This window comes from Gilliamella sp. wkB108 (assembly GCF_001690195.1).
Lineage (GTDB): Bacteria > Pseudomonadota > Gammaproteobacteria > Enterobacterales > Orbaceae > Gilliamella > Gilliamella apicola_L.
Genome location: NZ_LZGM01000015.1, coordinates 105,553 through 122,856 on the forward strand (window position 1 = coordinate 105,553; position 17,304 = coordinate 122,856).

The window sequence follows — 17,304 nt, forward strand, 5'->3', positions numbered from 1 at the left end:
TGTGGGCATTCAAGGATTAGGGAGCAAATATGTTAGATATAGTAGAACTTTCTCGCCTCCAATTTGCACTCACAGCAATGTATCATTTTATTTTTGTTCCATTAACGCTAGGTTTAGCGTTCTTGTTAGCAATTATGGAAACGGTATATGTTGTTAGCGGTAAGCAAGTTTGGAAAGATATGACTAAGTTTTGGGGCAAACTGTTTGGTATTAACTTTGCAGTAGGTGTTGCAACAGGCTTAACAATGGAATTTCAATTCGGTACCAACTGGTCTTATTATTCACACTATGTGGGTGATATTTTCGGTGCGCCACTTGCAATTGAAGGTTTAATGGCCTTTTTCTTAGAATCTACCATGGTTGGTTTATTCTTTTTTGGTTGGGATAGATTAAGTCGTGGTAAACATTTACTCGTGACATGGTGTGTTGCGTTTGGTTCAAACTTGTCTGCGCTTTGGATTTTAGTTGCTAATGGTTGGATGCAGTTCCCGGTAGGATCTGATTTCAATCCAATTAATTCCCGAATGGAAATGGCAAGCTTTTTTGATCTTATTACTAACTCTGTTGCTCAGTACAAATTTGTCCATACAGTTGCAGCAGGTTATTTGACTGGTGCGATTTTTGTTTTAAGTATTAGTTCTTATTATCTACTTAGAAACCGTGATGTAGCATTTGCCAAACGATCTTTCGCTGTTGCAACTATGTTCGGTTTTGTTATGTCAATTGTGGTTGCGGTAATGGGGGATGAAGCTGGTCATGAAATGACAACGGTTCAACCGACAAAACTTGCAGCAATAGAAGCTGAATGGGAAACCCAACCTGCACCGGCATCATTTAATGTGATTGCATTTCCTTCACAGAAAAATAAAGAAAATTTATTTGCCATTCAAATTCCTTATGCAATGGGTATTATGACTACTCGTTCATTAAACACCCAAGTTATCGGCTTAAAAGATATTTTAGCTAATAACGAAACTCGAATTAGAAATGGGATTTTGGCATATACAAATTTAGAGAAAATCCAGCAAGGTAATCAAGATCCTACAGTTTTAAAAGCCTTTGAAGATCATAAAGCCGATTTAGGTTATGGTTACTTGGTTAAACGTTTTACTGATCGTGATAATTTAACCATTCCTCAAGCGACCGAAGAGCATATTAAAGCCGCAGCAGAGGATTCAATTCCTGCAGTATTCCCATTATTTTGGGCATTTAGAATAATGGTTGGATTAGGCGTATTAATGATTCTTGGAACCGGTATTGGATTATGGAATACTTATAAAAATAGAATTGGACAAAAACGTTGGTTACATCGTTTATTAGTCCTATTTTTACCATTCCCATGGCTTGCCTGCGAATGTGGTTGGTTTGTTGCCGAATATGGTCGTCAGCCTTGGGCTATTCAAGACATTTTACCAACAGGTATTGCCAATTCATCATTATCACCAGGTGAAGTACTTTTCACCATGATTTTGATTTGTGGTCTTTATACACTGTTCTTAATTGCTGAAATGTTCTTAATGTTTAAGTTTGCACGTTTAGGACCAAGTTCTTTAGGTACAGGCAACTATTATTATGAAAAAACACAACCGGTAACAAAATAGGACATTGGGAGTAAACACAATGATTGATTATGAAATTGTACGTGTTATCTGGTGGGTACTAATTAGCGTTGTTTTAGTCGCTTTTGTTGTCACAGATGGCTTTGATATGGGAGTGGGGATCTTATTACCCCTCATTGGTAAAACAGATACTGAACGCCGAATTATGATTAATGCCATAGCCCCACATTGGGATGGTAACCAAGTTTGGCTTATTACTGGTGGAGCAGGTATTTTCGCTGCTTGGCCAATGGCCTATGCAACATCATTTTCAGGTTTTTATATTGCGATGATTTTGGTACTTTGTGCCTTGTTTTTTAGACCAATTGGCTTTGATTATCGTAGTAAGCTTGAAAACACTAAATGGCGTAATTTATGGGATGCTGGCATCTTCATAGGAAGCTTTGTTCCTGCTTTAGTTTTTGGTGTCGCATTTGGTAATTTATTAGAAGGTGTTCCTTTTAGATTTGATAATTCTTATCGTGTTTTCTATGACGGCAACTTCTTTGGTTTACTCAATCCTTTTGCGTTGTTAGTGGGTATTGTTAGTTTAATGTTATTTGTAGCTCATGGTGGTGCTTGGTTGCAAATGAAAACATCAGGTGAACTCTATTTACGCGCAAGAAAAGCCACACAAATTTCTAACTTAATTATGTTAATTGCTTTTATATTAGCTGGTGTTTGGGTTGCATTTGGCATTCATGGTTATGAAATAACCAGTGTCATTGATTATAATGCAACATCACATCCGTTAAGTAAAACAGTGTCAACAGATGTTTCGTGGTTAGCTAATTATATGAATCATCCTATTTTATGGGCGGTGCCTATTTTAGGGATTGTATTACCGTTATTAAATATTATCTGTTCTGCATTAAATAAAAATGGTTTGGTATTTATATTATCAACGTTGACTATTGCATGTGTATTGTTTACTTATGGCATTGCAACCTTCCCATTTATCATGCCTTCAAGCATTATGCCTAATGCAAGTTTGACAATATGGGATGCTTCATCTAGCCAATTAACATTGAATATAATGTTTGGTGTAGTGGTGATATTTTTACCAATTGTTCTTTTATATACCATTTGGGCTTATGTCAAAATGTTTGGACGACTTGATAAAAATCATATTGAAAATAATAAGCACTCACTTTATTAAGGAGCAGGTATGTATTACATTTTATGGTTTATAGGTATTATTGCGGCTTGTATGCTTGCTGTGGTTACAGGACTATGGGTTGAACATACCAGTAGTGATAAAGAATCAAACAATAAGTAAAAAAGCAACATTAAAATTAGGTGGCCTATGGTCACCTTTTTTCATTAATAGGTAGGTGTGATTAATTATTAAATGATAATTGTTTTCATTTAAGTAATTTTATATCATAGTGCATCCAATTTTATATTCATATATAATGCATCCTGATTTTTATTAGCGCAATATTTGAATATGAAAGAATTCAATTGGAATGCAAGAGTTTACTATGAAGATACCGATGCTGGTGGAGTGGTCTATCACGCTCGTTATCTTGCTTTTTTCGAACGAGCTAGAACAGAAATGTTGAGGCAAGTTAATATTAGTCAACAAAAGTTATTACAAGAAGGTATTGCTTTTGTCGTCAAAAAGTTGGATATTAGCTACCTCTTTCCAGCCCGTCTAGATGACATGTTAACTATTAATAGTAAGGCTGTACAAATTCGTAAAGCGTCTATTATTTTTAAACAGACTATTTATAATCAAAATAAGCAACTTGTCAGTAGTGCTGATGTAGTTATTGCTTGTGTAGATATTACTAAAATGAAGCCATGTGGGCTTCCAAAGTTATTAGTTTTGGAGTTTATATAAGTGGAAAATCTGAATATTATTGATTTGTTTTTACATGCCGGCATACTCGTACAAGGTGTTATGTTATTGTTACTCACTTTTTCTGTAATATCTTGGGCGATTATTTTTCAACGCAGTAAGATTTTAAGTCAAGCTAAGAAACAAGTTGAACAATTTGATAATAGTTTTTGGGCTGCTGATGAGTTGAATGTTTTATTCGATAAAGCAAAATTTAATAAAGAAGATATAAGTGGTACAGAACATATTTTTTATTCAGGTTTTAAAGAGTTTTCTCGCTTGTATCAAATTAATCCCAACATGTCAGAAGCCGCTTTAGACGGAGCATCTCGTTCTATGCGATTAGCGATGAACCGAGAACTTGATAGCTTAGAATTACATATTCCTTTTTTAGGAACCGTTGGATCAATTAGTCCATATATTGGTTTATTTGGTACTGTTTGGGGGATTATGCATGCATTTATTTCTCTTGGTGCAGTAAAACAAGCTACTTTACAAATGGTTGCGCCAGGGATTGCTGAGGCATTAATTGCAACGGCGATTGGTCTATTTGCGGCTATACCTGCTGTATTAGCGTTTAACCGTTTAACATTGAAAGTGAGTAGAATCGAACAAAGTTATCTTAACTTTATTGATGAATTTTCTGCAATTTTACAACGTCAAGCAGTAGCTGTCAGGAAATAATTATGAGCAGACGTTCGCGTTATTCGACAAAATCCGAAATCAATATTGTTCCATTGCTGGACGTATTATTGGTTCTGGTGCTTATTTTTATGGCTACAGCTCCAATCATTAGTCAAAGTGTTGAAGTTGATTTGCCTGAGGCATCTGAATCAAAAACGGTTTCTTCTTCTGATAATAAACCGATAATTGTTGAAGTGTCAGGTATCGGAGTATATACGCTTATAATCAATAATGAGCGTCAATCAAACTTACCTGCGGAACAAATTGTTGCTGAAGTTAAACAACAAATGTCACTTAATGATAAAGCTGTTTTTTTAATTGGTGGAGCTAAAGACGTTCCTTATGAAGAAATTATTAAGGCGTTAAACTTATTACAATCAGCAGGTGTTAAATCTGTAGGATTGATGACTCAACCAATCTAATTAAACATAACGAAACATTTAAAATGCCAGCGATGTCAGATAAGTTAAACTCAAAATTAAGTCTATCTTTGATAATATCCATTATTTTGCATGGAGCATTGATTATCTTTCTAGGCTATAAAGTTATACAAGATAATGATCTTAATTATGGTAGTATCAATGGTCAATCGGTAGATGCTATTATGGTTGATCCATCGGTAATGACAGAGCAATATCAAAGACAATTAAAAAGTCAGCAAAGGCAACAACAAGTCGATCAGCAACGGCAGCAACAATTAGAAAAACAAGCTAAAGAGTTGCAAGAAAAGCAATTAGCTGAACAACAACGCCTTAAAGATATAGAAAAAGAGCGGATCAAAGCTGAAAAAGAAGCAGCAGAAAAGGCCGCAAAAGAAGAAGTGGAAAGAGCTGCTAAAGAAAAAGAGATAGCAGAAAGGGCGGCTAAAGAAGCAGCAGAAAAAGTAGCGCAAGAAAAAGCGGCTAAAGAAGCAGCAGAAAAAGTAGCGCAAGAAAAAGCGGCTAAAGAAGCAGCAGAAAAAGCAGCGCAAGAAAAAGCAGCTAAAGAAGCAGCAGAAAAAGCAGCGCAAGAAAAAGCGGCTAAAGAAGCAGCAGAAAAGGCAGCGCAAGAAAAAGCGGCAAAAGAAGCAGCAGAAAAAGCAGCGCAAGAAAAAGCGGCAAAAGAAGCAGCTGAAAAGGCAGCAAAAGAAAAAGCAGCAAAAGAAGCAGCAGAAAAGGCAGCAAAAGAAAAAGCGGCAAAAGAAGCAGCAGAAAAGGCAGCGCAAGAAAAAGCGGCAAAAGAAGCAGCTGAAAAGGCAGCGCAAGAAAAAGCGGCAAAAGAAGCAGCAGAAAAGGCAGCAAAAGAAAAAGCGGCAAAAGAAGCCGCCGATAAAGCAGCAAAAGAAAAAGCCGCAAAAGAGGCAGCAGAAAAGGCAGCAAAAGAAAAAGCCGCAAAGGACAACGAACTTAATGATATTTTAGGTGGACTTACTTCAGGTACACCAAGTGTCGCTACAGGCTCTACCCCATCTCGCAAAGGTGTATCAGATGGAGAGTTAGATAAATATAAATCATTGGTACAAACTGCGATAAGTAATAAATTTATTAATCCAAATAAACTTTATAGTGGTCGACACTGTGTACTGCAAATTCAAATAGCAACCGATGGCTTTTTAATCGATGTTAAATCTCAAGGCGGTGATGAAGCTTTATGTCGAGAGGCTATTTCAGCAACAAGGGCAGCGGTAATACCTAAACCATCAAGTTCGCTTTATGAGCAAGTTAAAACGATGTTTATCGATTTCCAGCCAAAATAGTTTCATTTTCTCCTTTTATACTCAAACATCATGTTAACCTGAAAGATTTTAACAGTTGAAACATCTTAGCATCTTTTGACCACTCTATTGAAAACAGATTAATTGTCCCAATATATCCAACCTAACTAAAGTTATTTAAGCAATCTTGGGATCAGAATATGACAACAATTGACAATTTTATAGAATAAACCAATAATTATTTGAGTGTCAGGTTTTAGAATATATGCGATAATTATCAATCAAGTTCGCCAATTAGACTTACCTGCACAACAACTTATTGTCGAAGTTTGTGACATAGTCTACTGACTAAAAAATACGGTTTTTATTAGTGTAGCTAATATGTTCCTTGTAAAGGAAGAGATTATCAAGGCGTTAAACTTTTTCCAACCTACAGGTATAGTATTAAATCTGTTGGATTAATAATTCATTCAATTTAAATAAATGTAACGAAACATTAAAAAATGCTAGCAATGTCTGATAAGTTAAATTTAAAAACGAAATTAAAATTAAGTCTACCTATGATAATTTCCATTACTTTGCATGGATTATTAATTATTTTGTTAGGCTATAAACTTATGCAAGACAGTGAGCTGAATTATGGTGATATCAATGGGCAGTCGATTGATGCCATTATGATCGATACATCAGCTATGAAAGGGATTCAGCCAACAGAAGAGCCGCCAAAAGAGCAACCAACCGAGCAGCCAATACAACAACCCCTTAAAGATTTGGAAGAAGATCTAACTAAAATTACTGAAATACAAAAACAAGAAGAAGCGAAAAAAGAGTTACAGCGACAAGAAGAAGCTAAAAAGAAAGAAGAGGCCAAAAAAGCTAAAAAAGCCGAAGAGCTCAAAAAGCAGAAACAAGTTGATAAAATTTTGGGTGGACTAACTTCAGGCACTCCAAATACTTCTTCTGGATCGTCGGCTTCTCGTAAGGGCGTATCAAATGGTGAGTTAGGTAAATATAACACTTTGGTAAAAAATGCTATAAGTAACAAATTTAGTAATCCAAATAAGCTTTATAGTGGTCGCCATTGTGTGCTAGAGATTCAAATAGCTTCAGACGGATTTTTAATCGACGTCAAATCTAAAGGTGGAGATGAAGCACTCTGTCGTGAAGCAATTTCTGCGACTAAAGCGACGGTAATACCTAAACCATCAAGTTCCATTTATGATGAAGTTAAAACGATGATTATTGATTTTCAACCGAAATAATATTATTACATCTTTTTTTAACAGCAAACTTCATACCAGTCAGCTAGTTTAATCGTTACAAATCTTCAACATCTTTCGATAAAGATGTTGAAAACTGATTAATCATCCCAATATTAGATCTATTCATTCTAAGTAAAGTTATTTAAGTAAGAGAAGGAGCAGAATATGACAACAATTGTCAGTGTCCGTCGTGAAGGGCAAGTCGTTATTGGTGGTGACGGACAAGTTACCTTAGGTGAACGCATTATAATGAAAGGTAATGCTCGTAAAGTCCGTCGTTTATACAATAATAAAGTTATTGCAGGATTTGCCGGTGGTACTGCTGATGCTTTTACACTTTTTGAACTGTTTGAACGCAAACTGGAAATGCATCAAGGTCATTTGACTAAATCAGCAGTCGAATTAGCAAAAGATTGGCGTACTGATAGAATGTTACGAAAATTAGAAGCATTATTAGCCGTAGCTGATGAAAGTGCTTCACTGATTATTACAGGTACAGGTGATGTTATTCAGCCAGAAGATGATTTAATTGCGATAGGTTCCGGTGGTCCTTATGCGCAAGCTGCTGCCCGAGCATTACTTGACAATACATCACTATCTGCACATGATATTGTGCAAAAATCATTATCGATTGCCGGTGATATTTGCGTATACACCAATAATTTCCAAACAATCGAAGAACTCAATTATTAATTAATCCGATTTAAGAGAATACTATTATGTCTGAAATGACTCCTCGCGAAATTGTAAGCGAACTAAACCAACATATTATTGGGCAAGACAAAGCCAAACGTTCCGTCGCGATTGCTCTGCGTAATCGCTGGCGCCGTATGCAACTTGATGAAGCATTGCGTCATGAAGTTACACCAAAAAATATACTTATGATTGGTCCAACAGGGGTTGGTAAAACTGAAATAGCAAGACGATTAGCTAAATTAGCACATGCGCCATTTATTAAAGTTGAAGCAACAAAATTTACCGAAGTTGGTTATGTCGGTAAAGAGGTGGACTCCATTATTCGCGATCTGACTGATTCAGCGGTAAAAATGATTCGACAAGAAGCGATTGAAAAAAATCGTAATCGAGCTGAAGAGTTGGCAGAAGATCGTATTTTAGATGTACTTGTGCCACCAGCTAAAGATGGTTGGGGACAAGTTGAAAGTAATTCCGACTCGACAGCTAGACAAGCATTTCGAAAAAAATTGCGTGAAGGCGAACTTGATGAAAAAGAGATCGAAATAGAAATAGCCGGAGTTAATATAGGTGTTGAGATTATGGCGCCTCCGGGTATGGAAGAGATGACAAACCAATTACAATCTATGTTTCAGAATCTAGGTGGACAGAAAACTAAACCACGCAAGATGAAGATTAAAGATGCTTTCAAACAGCTAATTGAAGAGGAAGCGGCTAAACTTGTTAATCCAGAAGAACTCAAACATGAAGCGATAGAAGCTGTTGAACAAAATGGAATTGTATTTATTGATGAGATCGACAAAGTTTGTAAGCGTGGTAATTCATCAGGTCCAGATGTTTCTCGTGAAGGCGTGCAACGCGATTTACTGCCTCTGGTTGAAGGTTGTACAGTTTCAACTAAACATGGCGCAGTAAAAACAGATCATATTTTATTTATTGCATCAGGAGCTTTCCAAACGGCAAGTCCATCGGATCTAATCCCTGAACTACAAGGCCGTTTACCAATTCGCGTTGAACTGCAAGCTTTAACAAGTGAAGATTTTGAGCGTATTTTAACAGAGCCTAACGCTTCACTTACAGTACAATATAAAGCGCTTATGGCGACCGAAGGAGTAAATATTGAGTTTACTCAAGATGGTATTCGTAAAATTGCTGAGTCAGCGTGGCAAGTTAATGAACAAAATGAAAATATTGGTGCGCGTAGATTACATACAGTGTTAGAACGTTTAATGGAAGATGTATCATTTGAAGCCAGCGAACTTGGTGGACAAACCATAACCATTGATGCTAAATATGTTGGTGATCACTTAGATAAATTAGTGGCAGATGAAGATCTAAGCAAATTTATTTTATAATGGATTAAGTCAATCTAAACTAATTAAAAAGGTGAGTATAACTCACCTTTTTTTTGACTCTTTTAATGATAGCAGCCATTTTTAAAGACTACCATTCACTTAATAATTTGATTACTAACAGAGAATTGATTACTTATTAATAACCATTTTATTATTAATATATAGTAAAAGCTTATCTTTTTAATATTTCACCCAAAATTTTGGCTGCTTTTTGTTTATTTTTTGATTTTTTTGAATCATCATTAGGATCCTGATTTTCAAGCTTATTACGTAAGTTATCTAAACTTTGTTGCCATTTATCATTAAATAAATCTTTAATTATTTTACCGAGATCGATTTGATAGTGCAGATTAGCAAATTTCCCATAAATATGTAATGGAATAACTAATTGTTGGAGTTTAGCAATGGTTTCATTTTTACCATTCCAACCACCTAACATTTTGACATTTAAATTAACATCTAAATCTCGCTCAATCATACCGACTTTTCCCGAACTTTCTACTACTTCAAGCAAAGGCGACGTAGCGGTTAAAGAGGTTAAGTCCAGATCCCCTTTATTTAAACTCGCATTGGCTTCGATTTTTTGAAATTCGGTATATCGTTTTTGACTGTCTGGTGTTGAAATATCTTTGGTATACTTAGATGCCGCTTCTTCGATAATACTAGGAATATTAATATTATCTAATCTAGCGTTAGTGATTGTTATAGCAAGATTACCTTGTAAACTTTCTAATAACTTAGATGCTGTTATGGTATTAACTTCGACATTACCACTGGCATTAAATAAGCCTTCAAGATCCTTAGAAACTTCAATTTCACTAAAAAAGGTGTTTAAATCAACATCATTAATTTTAGTGTTGAGTTTTATTAAGGCATTTTTTTGCTTACCATTAGCTGAACCAGTAGTGGTAATATGTCCTTTAGCCAAGTCAAAACTAATATCTTTAAATGTTGCGATACCTTCATCATTAACAATATCAGCATGAATGTTGTTTAATACGATTTTGTTAGCAACTAATTCTTTAATATTTAACTTAGTTTTGGCATTAAAACCATTTAAAAAACTCAATTCGTTACTTGTTTTAGCAACCGGTGATACTGCAGGTGTTGTTTGTTGAATGGTGACATTTTCACTCGATTTTTCTTTACTTGTGATAAATGGTGTAAAATCCACTTTATCTGACTTGAGTTCTAATTCAGCATAAGGTTTTTTATCGAGTTTTAGATTGATATTACCAGTAAAGGTATTATCGTTTACAGAAAATTTCACATTCTGGCTTTTTAACACTTGTGGATTTTGTTGATAATCAAATACACCATTCATACTTCCTTGTAATTCGCCAGTCGGTACAGTAATGCCTTTATAAGTGTAATTAAATTTATTTAATGCAATTTTCACCTTTTCCGGATATTGAGTTAAATCAATATCAGCATTTGCTAAATAAGATAGATCTTGTTGATTACGATCAATATTTCCTTTCAAATCAACAGAAACTTTTTGATTATCATCTTGTTCAACAGTTAAATTGAGGTTTCGAAAATTGATAATATCTTCATTATGTTGTAGGACAATGGTACTGTCAGCAACCTCTAATTTGTTTAAAGTAAAAGTCCAATTTGAGGAGCTTTTTCGATCTTTTGGTTTGGGGAGTTGATTCGAGTTAATGTTTGCTGAATTTTCCTCTTTATTTTTACTAATTTGACCTTTACTTTCGTCAGTAATATTAATCACCGCCGATTTAACTAAGATATTTTTAACGGCTAGTTTTTTGGAAAATAGCGGAAATAACTCTACATCAAGACGCATGTTATCAGCGAGCAAAATTGGTTTTTGCGCGCCGGTATCATAAAGTTTGACTGAATCAGTTAATATACTTATTTGTGGCCAAATATGCCAACGAAGATCACCTTCAATCGTTAATTCATAACCTGTTTTATCTTTGACTGTATCGGAGATAAATCCTCGAAAGTTATTTGGATCTACAAACACAATAAGTGAAACAATACCTATTGCGATGATCAAGATGAAGATAAAAAGGGTAACCAATATTTTTTTTATCATATTAACGTTCCTTTAGTATAAGGTTATGAACTGAATTAGTCTTTATCAATACGACTGGCAACTGCGCCTTGTTGGTCTTTATATTTAGCATCCTGACGACGGTTATAAGGTCTTGCCGCAGGACCAGTTAGGATTTCAAAACTTAATGCTCCAATTGTCATTCCGGGTCGGAGAGCTAATGGAATTTTCCCCGAATTGTAAAATTCCAATACAATTTGACCTTGCCAGCCCGGATCAATACGATGTGCTGTCACATGAACCATAAGACCTAGTCTGGCTAATGAAGAACGTCCGTCTAACCAACCAACTAAATCATCTGGAATGGTAACCGACTCTAGGGTTACCGCTAACGCTAATTCACCAGGATGAAGATAAAAAGCCTCTCCGTCAGGGAGTATTATTTCATCACTCATAACGCGTTCTAAGACTGCTGACACTTCTTCTTTGGGACCACTTAAGTCTATATAGGGAGTTGTATGCTCTTGAAAAGTACGAAAGCGGTTACCTAACCGGACATCAACGGTAGCACCATTAATACAACTTGATGTAGGTTGAGGGGTTATTTTTAATTTACCATTTAGTAAATACGCTTCAATATCTCGATCACACAGTCTCATGAATTATCCTTAAATCGGTTTATTGCTTTATTTTAGCAGGTTCTATCAGTGGCGTCGATGATGTTGGTTTAAGGTTTAATCACCCACGCACGACCATAGTGGTTATAATAGCCAGCTAATTTACCTGGTTTATCACCAACTCCAAGATAGAGGTCAAAATGTTGACCTTTAACCGCTCCACCCACATCAAGCGCAACCATCAAACGGTTTTCTCGTTTACCACGATATTTGCCATCATTATCCAAAATAGGTACATCAACTAACACTACAGAGCCAATTGGTAGCAATGATCTATCTGCCGCGATTGAAGCATTTGCAACTAAAGGTACCGCAGCAGCACCTCTTACTTCAGCATTATGCTGAGGTTTAAAAAAGACAAAGGAACGATTCTTGATCAGCAGCTCTTTGATTTGACGTTCATTTTTATTTTTAGCCCAATTTCTAATTGACTGTATCGACATATTTTCTTTGTTGATATCACCTTGCTCAACCAGTAATCGTCCGATACTGGAATAGCTATGCCCATTTTTACCCCCATAGCTAAAGAATACTAAAGATGAACCATCTTCAAAATCAACATAAGCACTACCTTGTATTTCCATGAAGAAATTATCAATTAAGGATCTAGTATAGGCGATTTCCAGATCTTTATTCATTAATGCACCATTATAAATCTGTTCACGGGTAGGGAGTTGTCCTTTAGCGTTTTTTGGCATTTTATAAATTGGATATTTATATTCTCCAGTAGGATTTTTTCTTGCCTTGATTATTGGTGTGTAATAACCCGTTAGATGAACATTACCAAAGCCATCTTTACCTGCCATTTCATAGCTGTTTAATCCTACTTTATGAAATTCATTTGCACCCAAAGCGCGATTAATCCATGCATCAATTGCTTTATAGATATGTTCATTTTTACGATATAACGCAGGGGAGGCGGATTTAATCTTTGCTACTTGGATAATATAATCAGAAATGTTCACAGGGGCTTCTAATAAGGGATGTTTGACTGTCAATGAATGCTTAAGTCGCCCATCTTTATATTGTTGGCTTTGTTGAATGTTTTTTTTAGCACGGTTTTGACAACCGGTTAATAATAATAGCGTCACTAATATAGTGACAATATAAAAACGATAAACGTGGTGATTTTCTTTCATCTTAGTATGTAATTAAAATAGATAATAAATATAGTCTGTTATGCTACACAATTCTATTATAAGAAACTACCAATAATTATTATAAAGCTATAAAAAGTTTTCATAGAGATTCAGCTTGCGATTTGACGTTATACTATTTATAGTCCTATATTCCCAATAAAATCGTAAAATGTTAAATGAAAGGTAATAATAGCAATGAGCGTTACATCTTCAAACAATGATCTTAAACGAAATCTATCGAATCGACATATTCAGTTAATTGCAATTAGTGGGGCAATTGGCACAGGATTATTTATGGGATCAGGAAAGACGATAAGTCTTGCTGGACCTTCAATTATTTTTGTCTATATGATTATTGGTTTTATTCTGTTTTTTGTTATGCGAGCAATGGGAGAAATACTGCTCTCTAACTTAAATTATAAATCTTTTAGTGATTTTGCAAATGATCTGCTAGGACCATGGGCGGGATTTTTCACTGGCTGGACTTATTGGTTTTGTTGGGTTATTACAGGGATAGCGGATGTCGTTGCTATAGCCGGTTATGCTCAGCATTGGTTTCCTGATTTACAAGCATGGATCCCTATGCTCTTAACTGTTATCGTATTGTTAGTATTAAATTTATTAACAGTAAGAATGTTTGGTGAGACTGAGTTTTGGTTTTCAATGATTAAAATCATTGCCATTTTAGCCCTTATTGTGATTGGACTTGTATTAATTTTGACAGCTTATCACTCTGAGCAAACTAATACTACAGCTGCATTTTCAAACCTTTGGGAATATGGTGGTCTTTTCCCTCACGGCACTATGGGCTTTTTTGCTGGTTTCCAAATTGCGATTTTTGCGTTCGTCGGTATTGAACTTGTTGGTACAACTGCCGCTGAAACAGTTGATCCTAATAAAAATTTACCACGAGCAATCAACTCAGTACCTGCACGAATTATCTTTTTCTATGTTTTTGCTTTAATCATTATTATGAGTGTCACTCCATGGAGTGCGATTTCACCGAATAAAAGTCCTTTTGTTGAACTTTTTACCTTGATAGGATTACCAGCAGCGGCGAGTATAATTAACTTCGTTGTACTTACTTCGGCAGCTTCTTCGGCCAATAGTGGGATCTATTCAACAAGTCGTATGTTGTTTGGTTTAGCTAAAAAACAAGATGCACCAGAACATTTCGGTAAATTATCACGTCGTTCTGTGCCTGCTAATGGTTTATTGTTTTCTTGTACATGTTTATTTGGTGGCGTGGTTCTGATTTATTTAGTACCGAATGTCATTGAAGCTTTTACCATTGTGACCACTATTTCAGCTATTTTATTTATGTTTATCTGGTCAATGATTCTAATTTCTTATATTGCATATCGTCGCAAAAAAAATCAATTACACCAGCAATCTAATTTTAAAATGCCTGGTGGTATATTGATGTGCTATATTTGTTTGGCATTTTTTGCCTTTGTCATTGTATTGCTAACTTTAGAAACTGATACTTGCCAAGCTTTAATTGCTACACCAATTTGGTTTGTTATTTTAGGTGTGAGTTATTATTTTAGATCGTTAAAACGTCAATAATCATGCGTTATTTTTTGGCAGGAATTCCCTGCCAATTATCAACGTTCACTTACCCAACTATTTATTTTTTTTCCCTGGCCAAATGAAACTTGCAATAATGCCAAGTGATAGTATACCTAATACAATATAAAGACTCATCGTTGGGCTGATATCTATGCCAAAATCAAAAAGATGATAACTCGCATTTAATGCCAATTTAATGGCAATAAAAAACAACAAACAGACAACTGCTTTACCGAGATGTACCAGATATTGTTTCATCGCTTCTAATACAAAATACATTGTTCTTAGCCCCAAAATCGCAAAAATCATGGCACTATATACAATCAAAGGTTCGCGACTTACAGCAATGACGGCGGGAACTGAATCGAAAGCAAACATCACATCACTGATTTCAATAACCATAACGCATAAAAAAAGAGGTGTAGCATATAAAATACTTTTGGGGATTTTATTAACTAAATCTTGATTTTCGGGTTTAGCAAGCTCGATATTCAGTTGTTTTTGGCTTAATAGAAAGTGATTACCGACTATTTTCGGATAGGTAGGAAAGAGACGTTTTGCTATACGATAAGCAATGTGTTTGGAATAATCTTTAATTTGATCATCTTCCTCACGTTTTTTTATCATCATTATTCCTGTGAATGCGACGATCACCGAGAATACTAACTCCATCCATGAACCTAAAGATAATAGCCCTGTTCCAATCAGGACAAAAATAGCACGGAATATAATAGCACCTATAATTCCCCAATATAGTATACGATGACGGTAATTATTAGGAATAGCAAACCATGAAAATAGCGCCATAATAACAAATAGATTATCGACAGATAACGCTTTTTCCAGTACATAACCTGTGATAAAGAGACTTGCTGCTTCACTACCATGGTGTAGATATAAATAGAGAGTGAATCCTAAAGCGACGGCGATCCAAAAAAGTGACCAGCCAATGGCATTACTTAAACTTATAGGTTTATCATTATGATGAGCATAGAGATCTAAAAAGATAGCTACAGTAGTTAATACAACAAATACTATAACCGTTTCTATTGGGAAACCTAAGGAACTATGGAACATAAGTTGTCACCTAATTTTACGTTTTATTTTTGAAATAATCTGATTTGTTGGATCTACTGCTTACTATCAATTTATCCAACATGATTATAAAAGTGATTGAGTATATATTGATAGGTAGATCAAAAAAAGATATATTTGTGTTCTCTTTTTAACTGTTTTAATTTCATCAAATTTGAGCAAATTCTCATGACGAATTTCAAAGTATTTTTTTTATTTGTTCTATTTTCCTTTTCAGCCTTATTACACGCACAATCTGTAGAATCTTACCTTTCTTACTTACCAAAAGGAAGTGATATATCAATTTTGGTTCAATCAGTGGGTAGTAATCCCAAAACATTAGCAAAATATCAAAGTAATCAATTCAAACAACCTGCTAGTACTTTAAAAATTGTAACGGCGTTAGCAGCTGAATTAGAGTTAGGGAGTGATTTTCGTTTTGAAACACGTATGCTAACTAATGGCTCAATTAGTAATAAACAGTTAAATGGTGATCTTATTATACAATTAAGTGGAGATCCAACTTTTGATCGGGTTAGATTAAAAAGCATGCTAAGTTCTCTTCGTCAGCAAGGGATGGAAAAAATTGTTGGTAATATTATTTTAGATACCGCAGTATTTGCCAGCCACGACAATGCACCAGGTTGGTCATGGGATAATTTGACGGCTTGCTATAATGCACCACCCTCAGCGGCTATTGTTGATGACAATTGCTTTTTTGCTTCTATCACACCAGGTAAAGTGGGTAGCAAAGCGGCTGTTACAGTATCATCTAACTATCCTGTGGCAGTAACCAGTAATATCAAAACCATTGCCGGAAACTCTAAGGATTTGAATGACAAATATTGTGAATTGGATGTAAGTCACTCAGCCAAAAACCGTTATCATTTATCGGGTTGTATTGCCGCCAACGCTGAAAAGACACCATTAAAATTCGCCGTAATAGATAGTGTAGAGTATTTCTCGTCTATTTTGAAAAATGAACTTAAACAACAAAAAATAACCTATACTGGTAATCTTACAGAACGCAACTCGAGAGTAAATGCAAAGTTGACGCTGTTAAACGCAACGCAATCAGCTCCTCTTTCTGAATTATTAACAGTTATGTTAAAAAAATCGAATAATTTATATGCAGATACTATTTTCAGAACCTTAGGCGCTCACTATTATAATATTTCCGGTACATGGCGAAATGGTGGTGATGCAGTTAAACAGATTTTACAAAAGAAAGCGGGTATAAACCTTGAAAACTCAGTGATTGTTGATGGTTCTGGATTGTCGCGATTAAATTTAGTGAGTGCCGATAAATTAATGGAAATTTTGCAATATATAGCTCTGCATGATTCACAGTTAGGGCTAATTGACAAACTGCCAATTGCCGGAGTTGACGGGACTTTGCAATATCGCAAAAGTTTAAGCCAAGCACCTTTCAAAGATATCATCCGGGCTAAAACTGGGTATATACAAGGAAGTTATAATCTAGCTGGCTTTATTCAAAAAGCCGACGGTGGCTATACTGCTTTTGTTCAGTTATTATCAGGTTATCAGGTTGATACTAAAAGCGAACCAAAAAATAGCGCGATTATGCGTTTTGAATCTGAGTTTTATAAAAATTTCGTCAATAAATAATTGGCAAAAATGACGCATCTATTTTCAGGACACATTTGCTGAATTTGACATATATGTGTCCTGAG

At 35.2% G+C, this 17,304-nt stretch carries 16 protein-coding genes; 12 read left to right on the top strand and 4 right to left on the bottom strand.

Translation table 11 applies throughout. From position 1 onward, the window contains the following. The first annotated feature begins 29 nt into the window (after positions 1 to 29). The 10 genes from A9G11_RS01680 (at position 30) to hslU (ending at position 9,128) form a co-directional block, all read left to right on the top strand. Positions 30 to 1,601: a cytochrome ubiquinol oxidase subunit I gene (locus tag A9G11_RS01680; protein ID WP_065617802.1), complete on the top strand. Its 1,572-nt coding sequence runs from the start codon at positions 30 to 32 to the stop codon at positions 1,599 to 1,601. Positions 1,602 to 1,620: 19 nt separating this feature from the next. Beyond that, positions 1,621 to 2,757: a cytochrome d ubiquinol oxidase subunit II gene (gene cydB, locus A9G11_RS01685; RefSeq protein WP_065617803.1), complete on the top strand. Its 1,137-nt coding sequence runs from the start codon at positions 1,621 to 1,623 to the stop codon at positions 2,755 to 2,757. Between the two features lie 9 nt (positions 2,758 to 2,766). Next, positions 2,767 to 2,877 carry a cytochrome bd oxidase small subunit, CydX/CbdX family gene (locus tag A9G11_RS13945; protein WP_081298377.1) on the top strand — a complete coding sequence of 37 codons (111 nt, stop codon included), beginning with the start codon at positions 2,767 to 2,769 and terminating at the stop codon, positions 2,875 to 2,877. Positions 2,878 to 3,048: 171 nt separating this feature from the next. Then, on the top strand, positions 3,049 to 3,444 hold the full coding sequence (gene ybgC, locus A9G11_RS01690; RefSeq protein ID WP_141674325.1) for a tol-pal system-associated acyl-CoA thioesterase: 396 nt from the start codon (positions 3,049 to 3,051) through the stop codon (positions 3,442 to 3,444). Continuing rightward, positions 3,445 to 4,125 (top strand): protein TolQ, encoded by a 681-nt coding sequence (gene tolQ / locus A9G11_RS01695; RefSeq protein ID WP_065617805.1) that lies wholly within the window; start codon positions 3,445 to 3,447, stop codon positions 4,123 to 4,125. Between the two features lie 2 nt (positions 4,126 to 4,127). Next, a complete protein-coding gene (tolR, locus tag A9G11_RS01700) occupies positions 4,128 to 4,547 on the top strand; it encodes a colicin uptake protein TolR (protein ID WP_065617806.1) in 420 nt (139 codons plus the stop codon). A gap of 23 nt (positions 4,548 to 4,570) precedes the next feature. Next, a complete protein-coding gene (gene tolA, locus A9G11_RS01705) occupies positions 4,571 to 5,860 on the top strand; it encodes a cell envelope integrity protein TolA (RefSeq protein WP_065617807.1) in 1,290 nt (429 codons plus the stop codon). 470 nt (positions 5,861 to 6,330) lie between these two features. Next, a complete protein-coding gene (tolA, locus tag A9G11_RS01710; protein WP_176701218.1) occupies positions 6,331 to 7,080 on the top strand; it encodes a cell envelope integrity protein TolA in 750 nt (249 codons plus the stop codon). Between the two features lie 165 nt (positions 7,081 to 7,245). After that, positions 7,246 to 7,773 (top strand): ATP-dependent protease subunit HslV, encoded by a 528-nt coding sequence (gene hslV / locus A9G11_RS01715; RefSeq protein ID WP_065556332.1) that lies wholly within the window; start codon positions 7,246 to 7,248, stop codon positions 7,771 to 7,773. Positions 7,774 to 7,799: 26 nt separating this feature from the next. Next, the gene (gene hslU, locus A9G11_RS01720) at positions 7,800 to 9,128 is read left to right on the top strand and encodes an HslU--HslV peptidase ATPase subunit (RefSeq protein ID WP_065617809.1); all 1,329 of its coding nucleotides are present in this window, start codon (positions 7,800 to 7,802) and stop codon (positions 9,126 to 9,128) included. 172 nt (positions 9,129 to 9,300) lie between these two features. Here hslU and asmA read toward each other — a convergent pair whose 3' ends face one another. The 3 genes from asmA to mltA form a co-directional block, all read right to left on the bottom strand. Further along, on the bottom strand, positions 9,301 to 11,190 hold the full coding sequence (gene asmA / locus A9G11_RS01725) for an outer membrane assembly protein AsmA (RefSeq protein WP_065617810.1): 1,890 nt from the start codon (positions 11,188 to 11,190) through the stop codon (positions 9,301 to 9,303). A gap of 35 nt (positions 11,191 to 11,225) precedes the next feature. Beyond that, entirely contained in the window at positions 11,226 to 11,807 is a 582-nt protein-coding gene (gene dcd, locus A9G11_RS01730) for a dCTP deaminase (RefSeq protein WP_065617811.1), read from the bottom strand. Positions 11,808 to 11,875: 68 nt separating this feature from the next. Continuing rightward, positions 11,876 to 12,964, bottom strand: a complete 1,089-nt coding sequence (gene mltA / locus A9G11_RS01735) for a murein transglycosylase A (protein ID WP_065617812.1) — start codon at positions 12,962 to 12,964, stop codon at positions 11,876 to 11,878. A 195-nt stretch (positions 12,965 to 13,159) separates the two neighbouring features. On the opposite strand from mltA, the gene cycA reads away from it, so the two are divergent. Beyond that, positions 13,160 to 14,533 carry a D-serine/D-alanine/glycine transporter gene (gene cycA, locus A9G11_RS01740; protein WP_065617813.1) on the top strand — a complete coding sequence of 458 codons (1,374 nt, stop codon included), beginning with the start codon at positions 13,160 to 13,162 and terminating at the stop codon, positions 14,531 to 14,533. A gap of 57 nt (positions 14,534 to 14,590) precedes the next feature. Here the strand turns inward: cycA and A9G11_RS01745 are convergent, their stop codons facing one another. After that, on the bottom strand, positions 14,591 to 15,613 hold the full coding sequence (locus A9G11_RS01745; protein WP_065617814.1) for a TerC/Alx family metal homeostasis membrane protein: 1,023 nt from the start codon (positions 15,611 to 15,613) through the stop codon (positions 14,591 to 14,593). A 186-nt stretch (positions 15,614 to 15,799) separates the two neighbouring features. Between A9G11_RS01745 and dacB the strand changes: the two genes are divergently transcribed. Then, positions 15,800 to 17,239, top strand: a complete 1,440-nt coding sequence (gene dacB, locus A9G11_RS01750) for a serine-type D-Ala-D-Ala carboxypeptidase (RefSeq protein ID WP_065617815.1) — start codon at positions 15,800 to 15,802, stop codon at positions 17,237 to 17,239. Positions 17,240 to 17,304: the final 65 nt, after the last annotated feature.

Coding starts and splice junctions, on each gene's coding strand:
- A9G11_RS01680 (WP_065617802.1), top strand. CDS start 30: ATGTTAGATATAGTAGAACTTTCTCGCCTCCAATTTGCACTCACAGCA.
- cydB (WP_065617803.1), top strand. CDS start 1,621: ATGATTGATTATGAAATTGTACGTGTTATCTGGTGGGTACTAATTAGC.
- A9G11_RS13945 (WP_081298377.1), top strand. CDS start 2,767: ATGTATTACATTTTATGGTTTATAGGTATTATTGCGGCTTGTATGCTT.
- ybgC (WP_141674325.1), top strand. CDS start 3,049: ATGAAAGAATTCAATTGGAATGCAAGAGTTTACTATGAAGATACCGAT.
- tolR (WP_065617806.1), top strand. CDS start 4,128: ATGAGCAGACGTTCGCGTTATTCGACAAAATCCGAAATCAATATTGTT.
- tolA (WP_065617807.1), top strand. CDS start 4,571: ATGCCAGCGATGTCAGATAAGTTAAACTCAAAATTAAGTCTATCTTTG.
- tolA (WP_176701218.1), top strand. CDS start 6,331: ATGTCTGATAAGTTAAATTTAAAAACGAAATTAAAATTAAGTCTACCT.
- hslV (WP_065556332.1), top strand. CDS start 7,246: ATGACAACAATTGTCAGTGTCCGTCGTGAAGGGCAAGTCGTTATTGGT.
- hslU (WP_065617809.1), top strand. CDS start 7,800: ATGTCTGAAATGACTCCTCGCGAAATTGTAAGCGAACTAAACCAACAT.
- asmA (WP_065617810.1), bottom strand. CDS start 11,190: ATGATAAAAAAAATATTGGTTACCCTTTTTATCTTCATCTTGATCATC.
- dcd (WP_065617811.1), bottom strand. CDS start 11,807: ATGAGACTGTGTGATCGAGATATTGAAGCGTATTTACTAAATGGTAAA.
- mltA (WP_065617812.1), bottom strand. CDS start 12,964: ATGAAAGAAAATCACCACGTTTATCGTTTTTATATTGTCACTATATTA.
- cycA (WP_065617813.1), top strand. CDS start 13,160: ATGAGCGTTACATCTTCAAACAATGATCTTAAACGAAATCTATCGAAT.
- A9G11_RS01745 (WP_065617814.1), bottom strand. CDS start 15,613: ATGTTCCATAGTTCCTTAGGTTTCCCAATAGAAACGGTTATAGTATTT.
- dacB (WP_065617815.1), top strand. CDS start 15,800: ATGACGAATTTCAAAGTATTTTTTTTATTTGTTCTATTTTCCTTTTCA.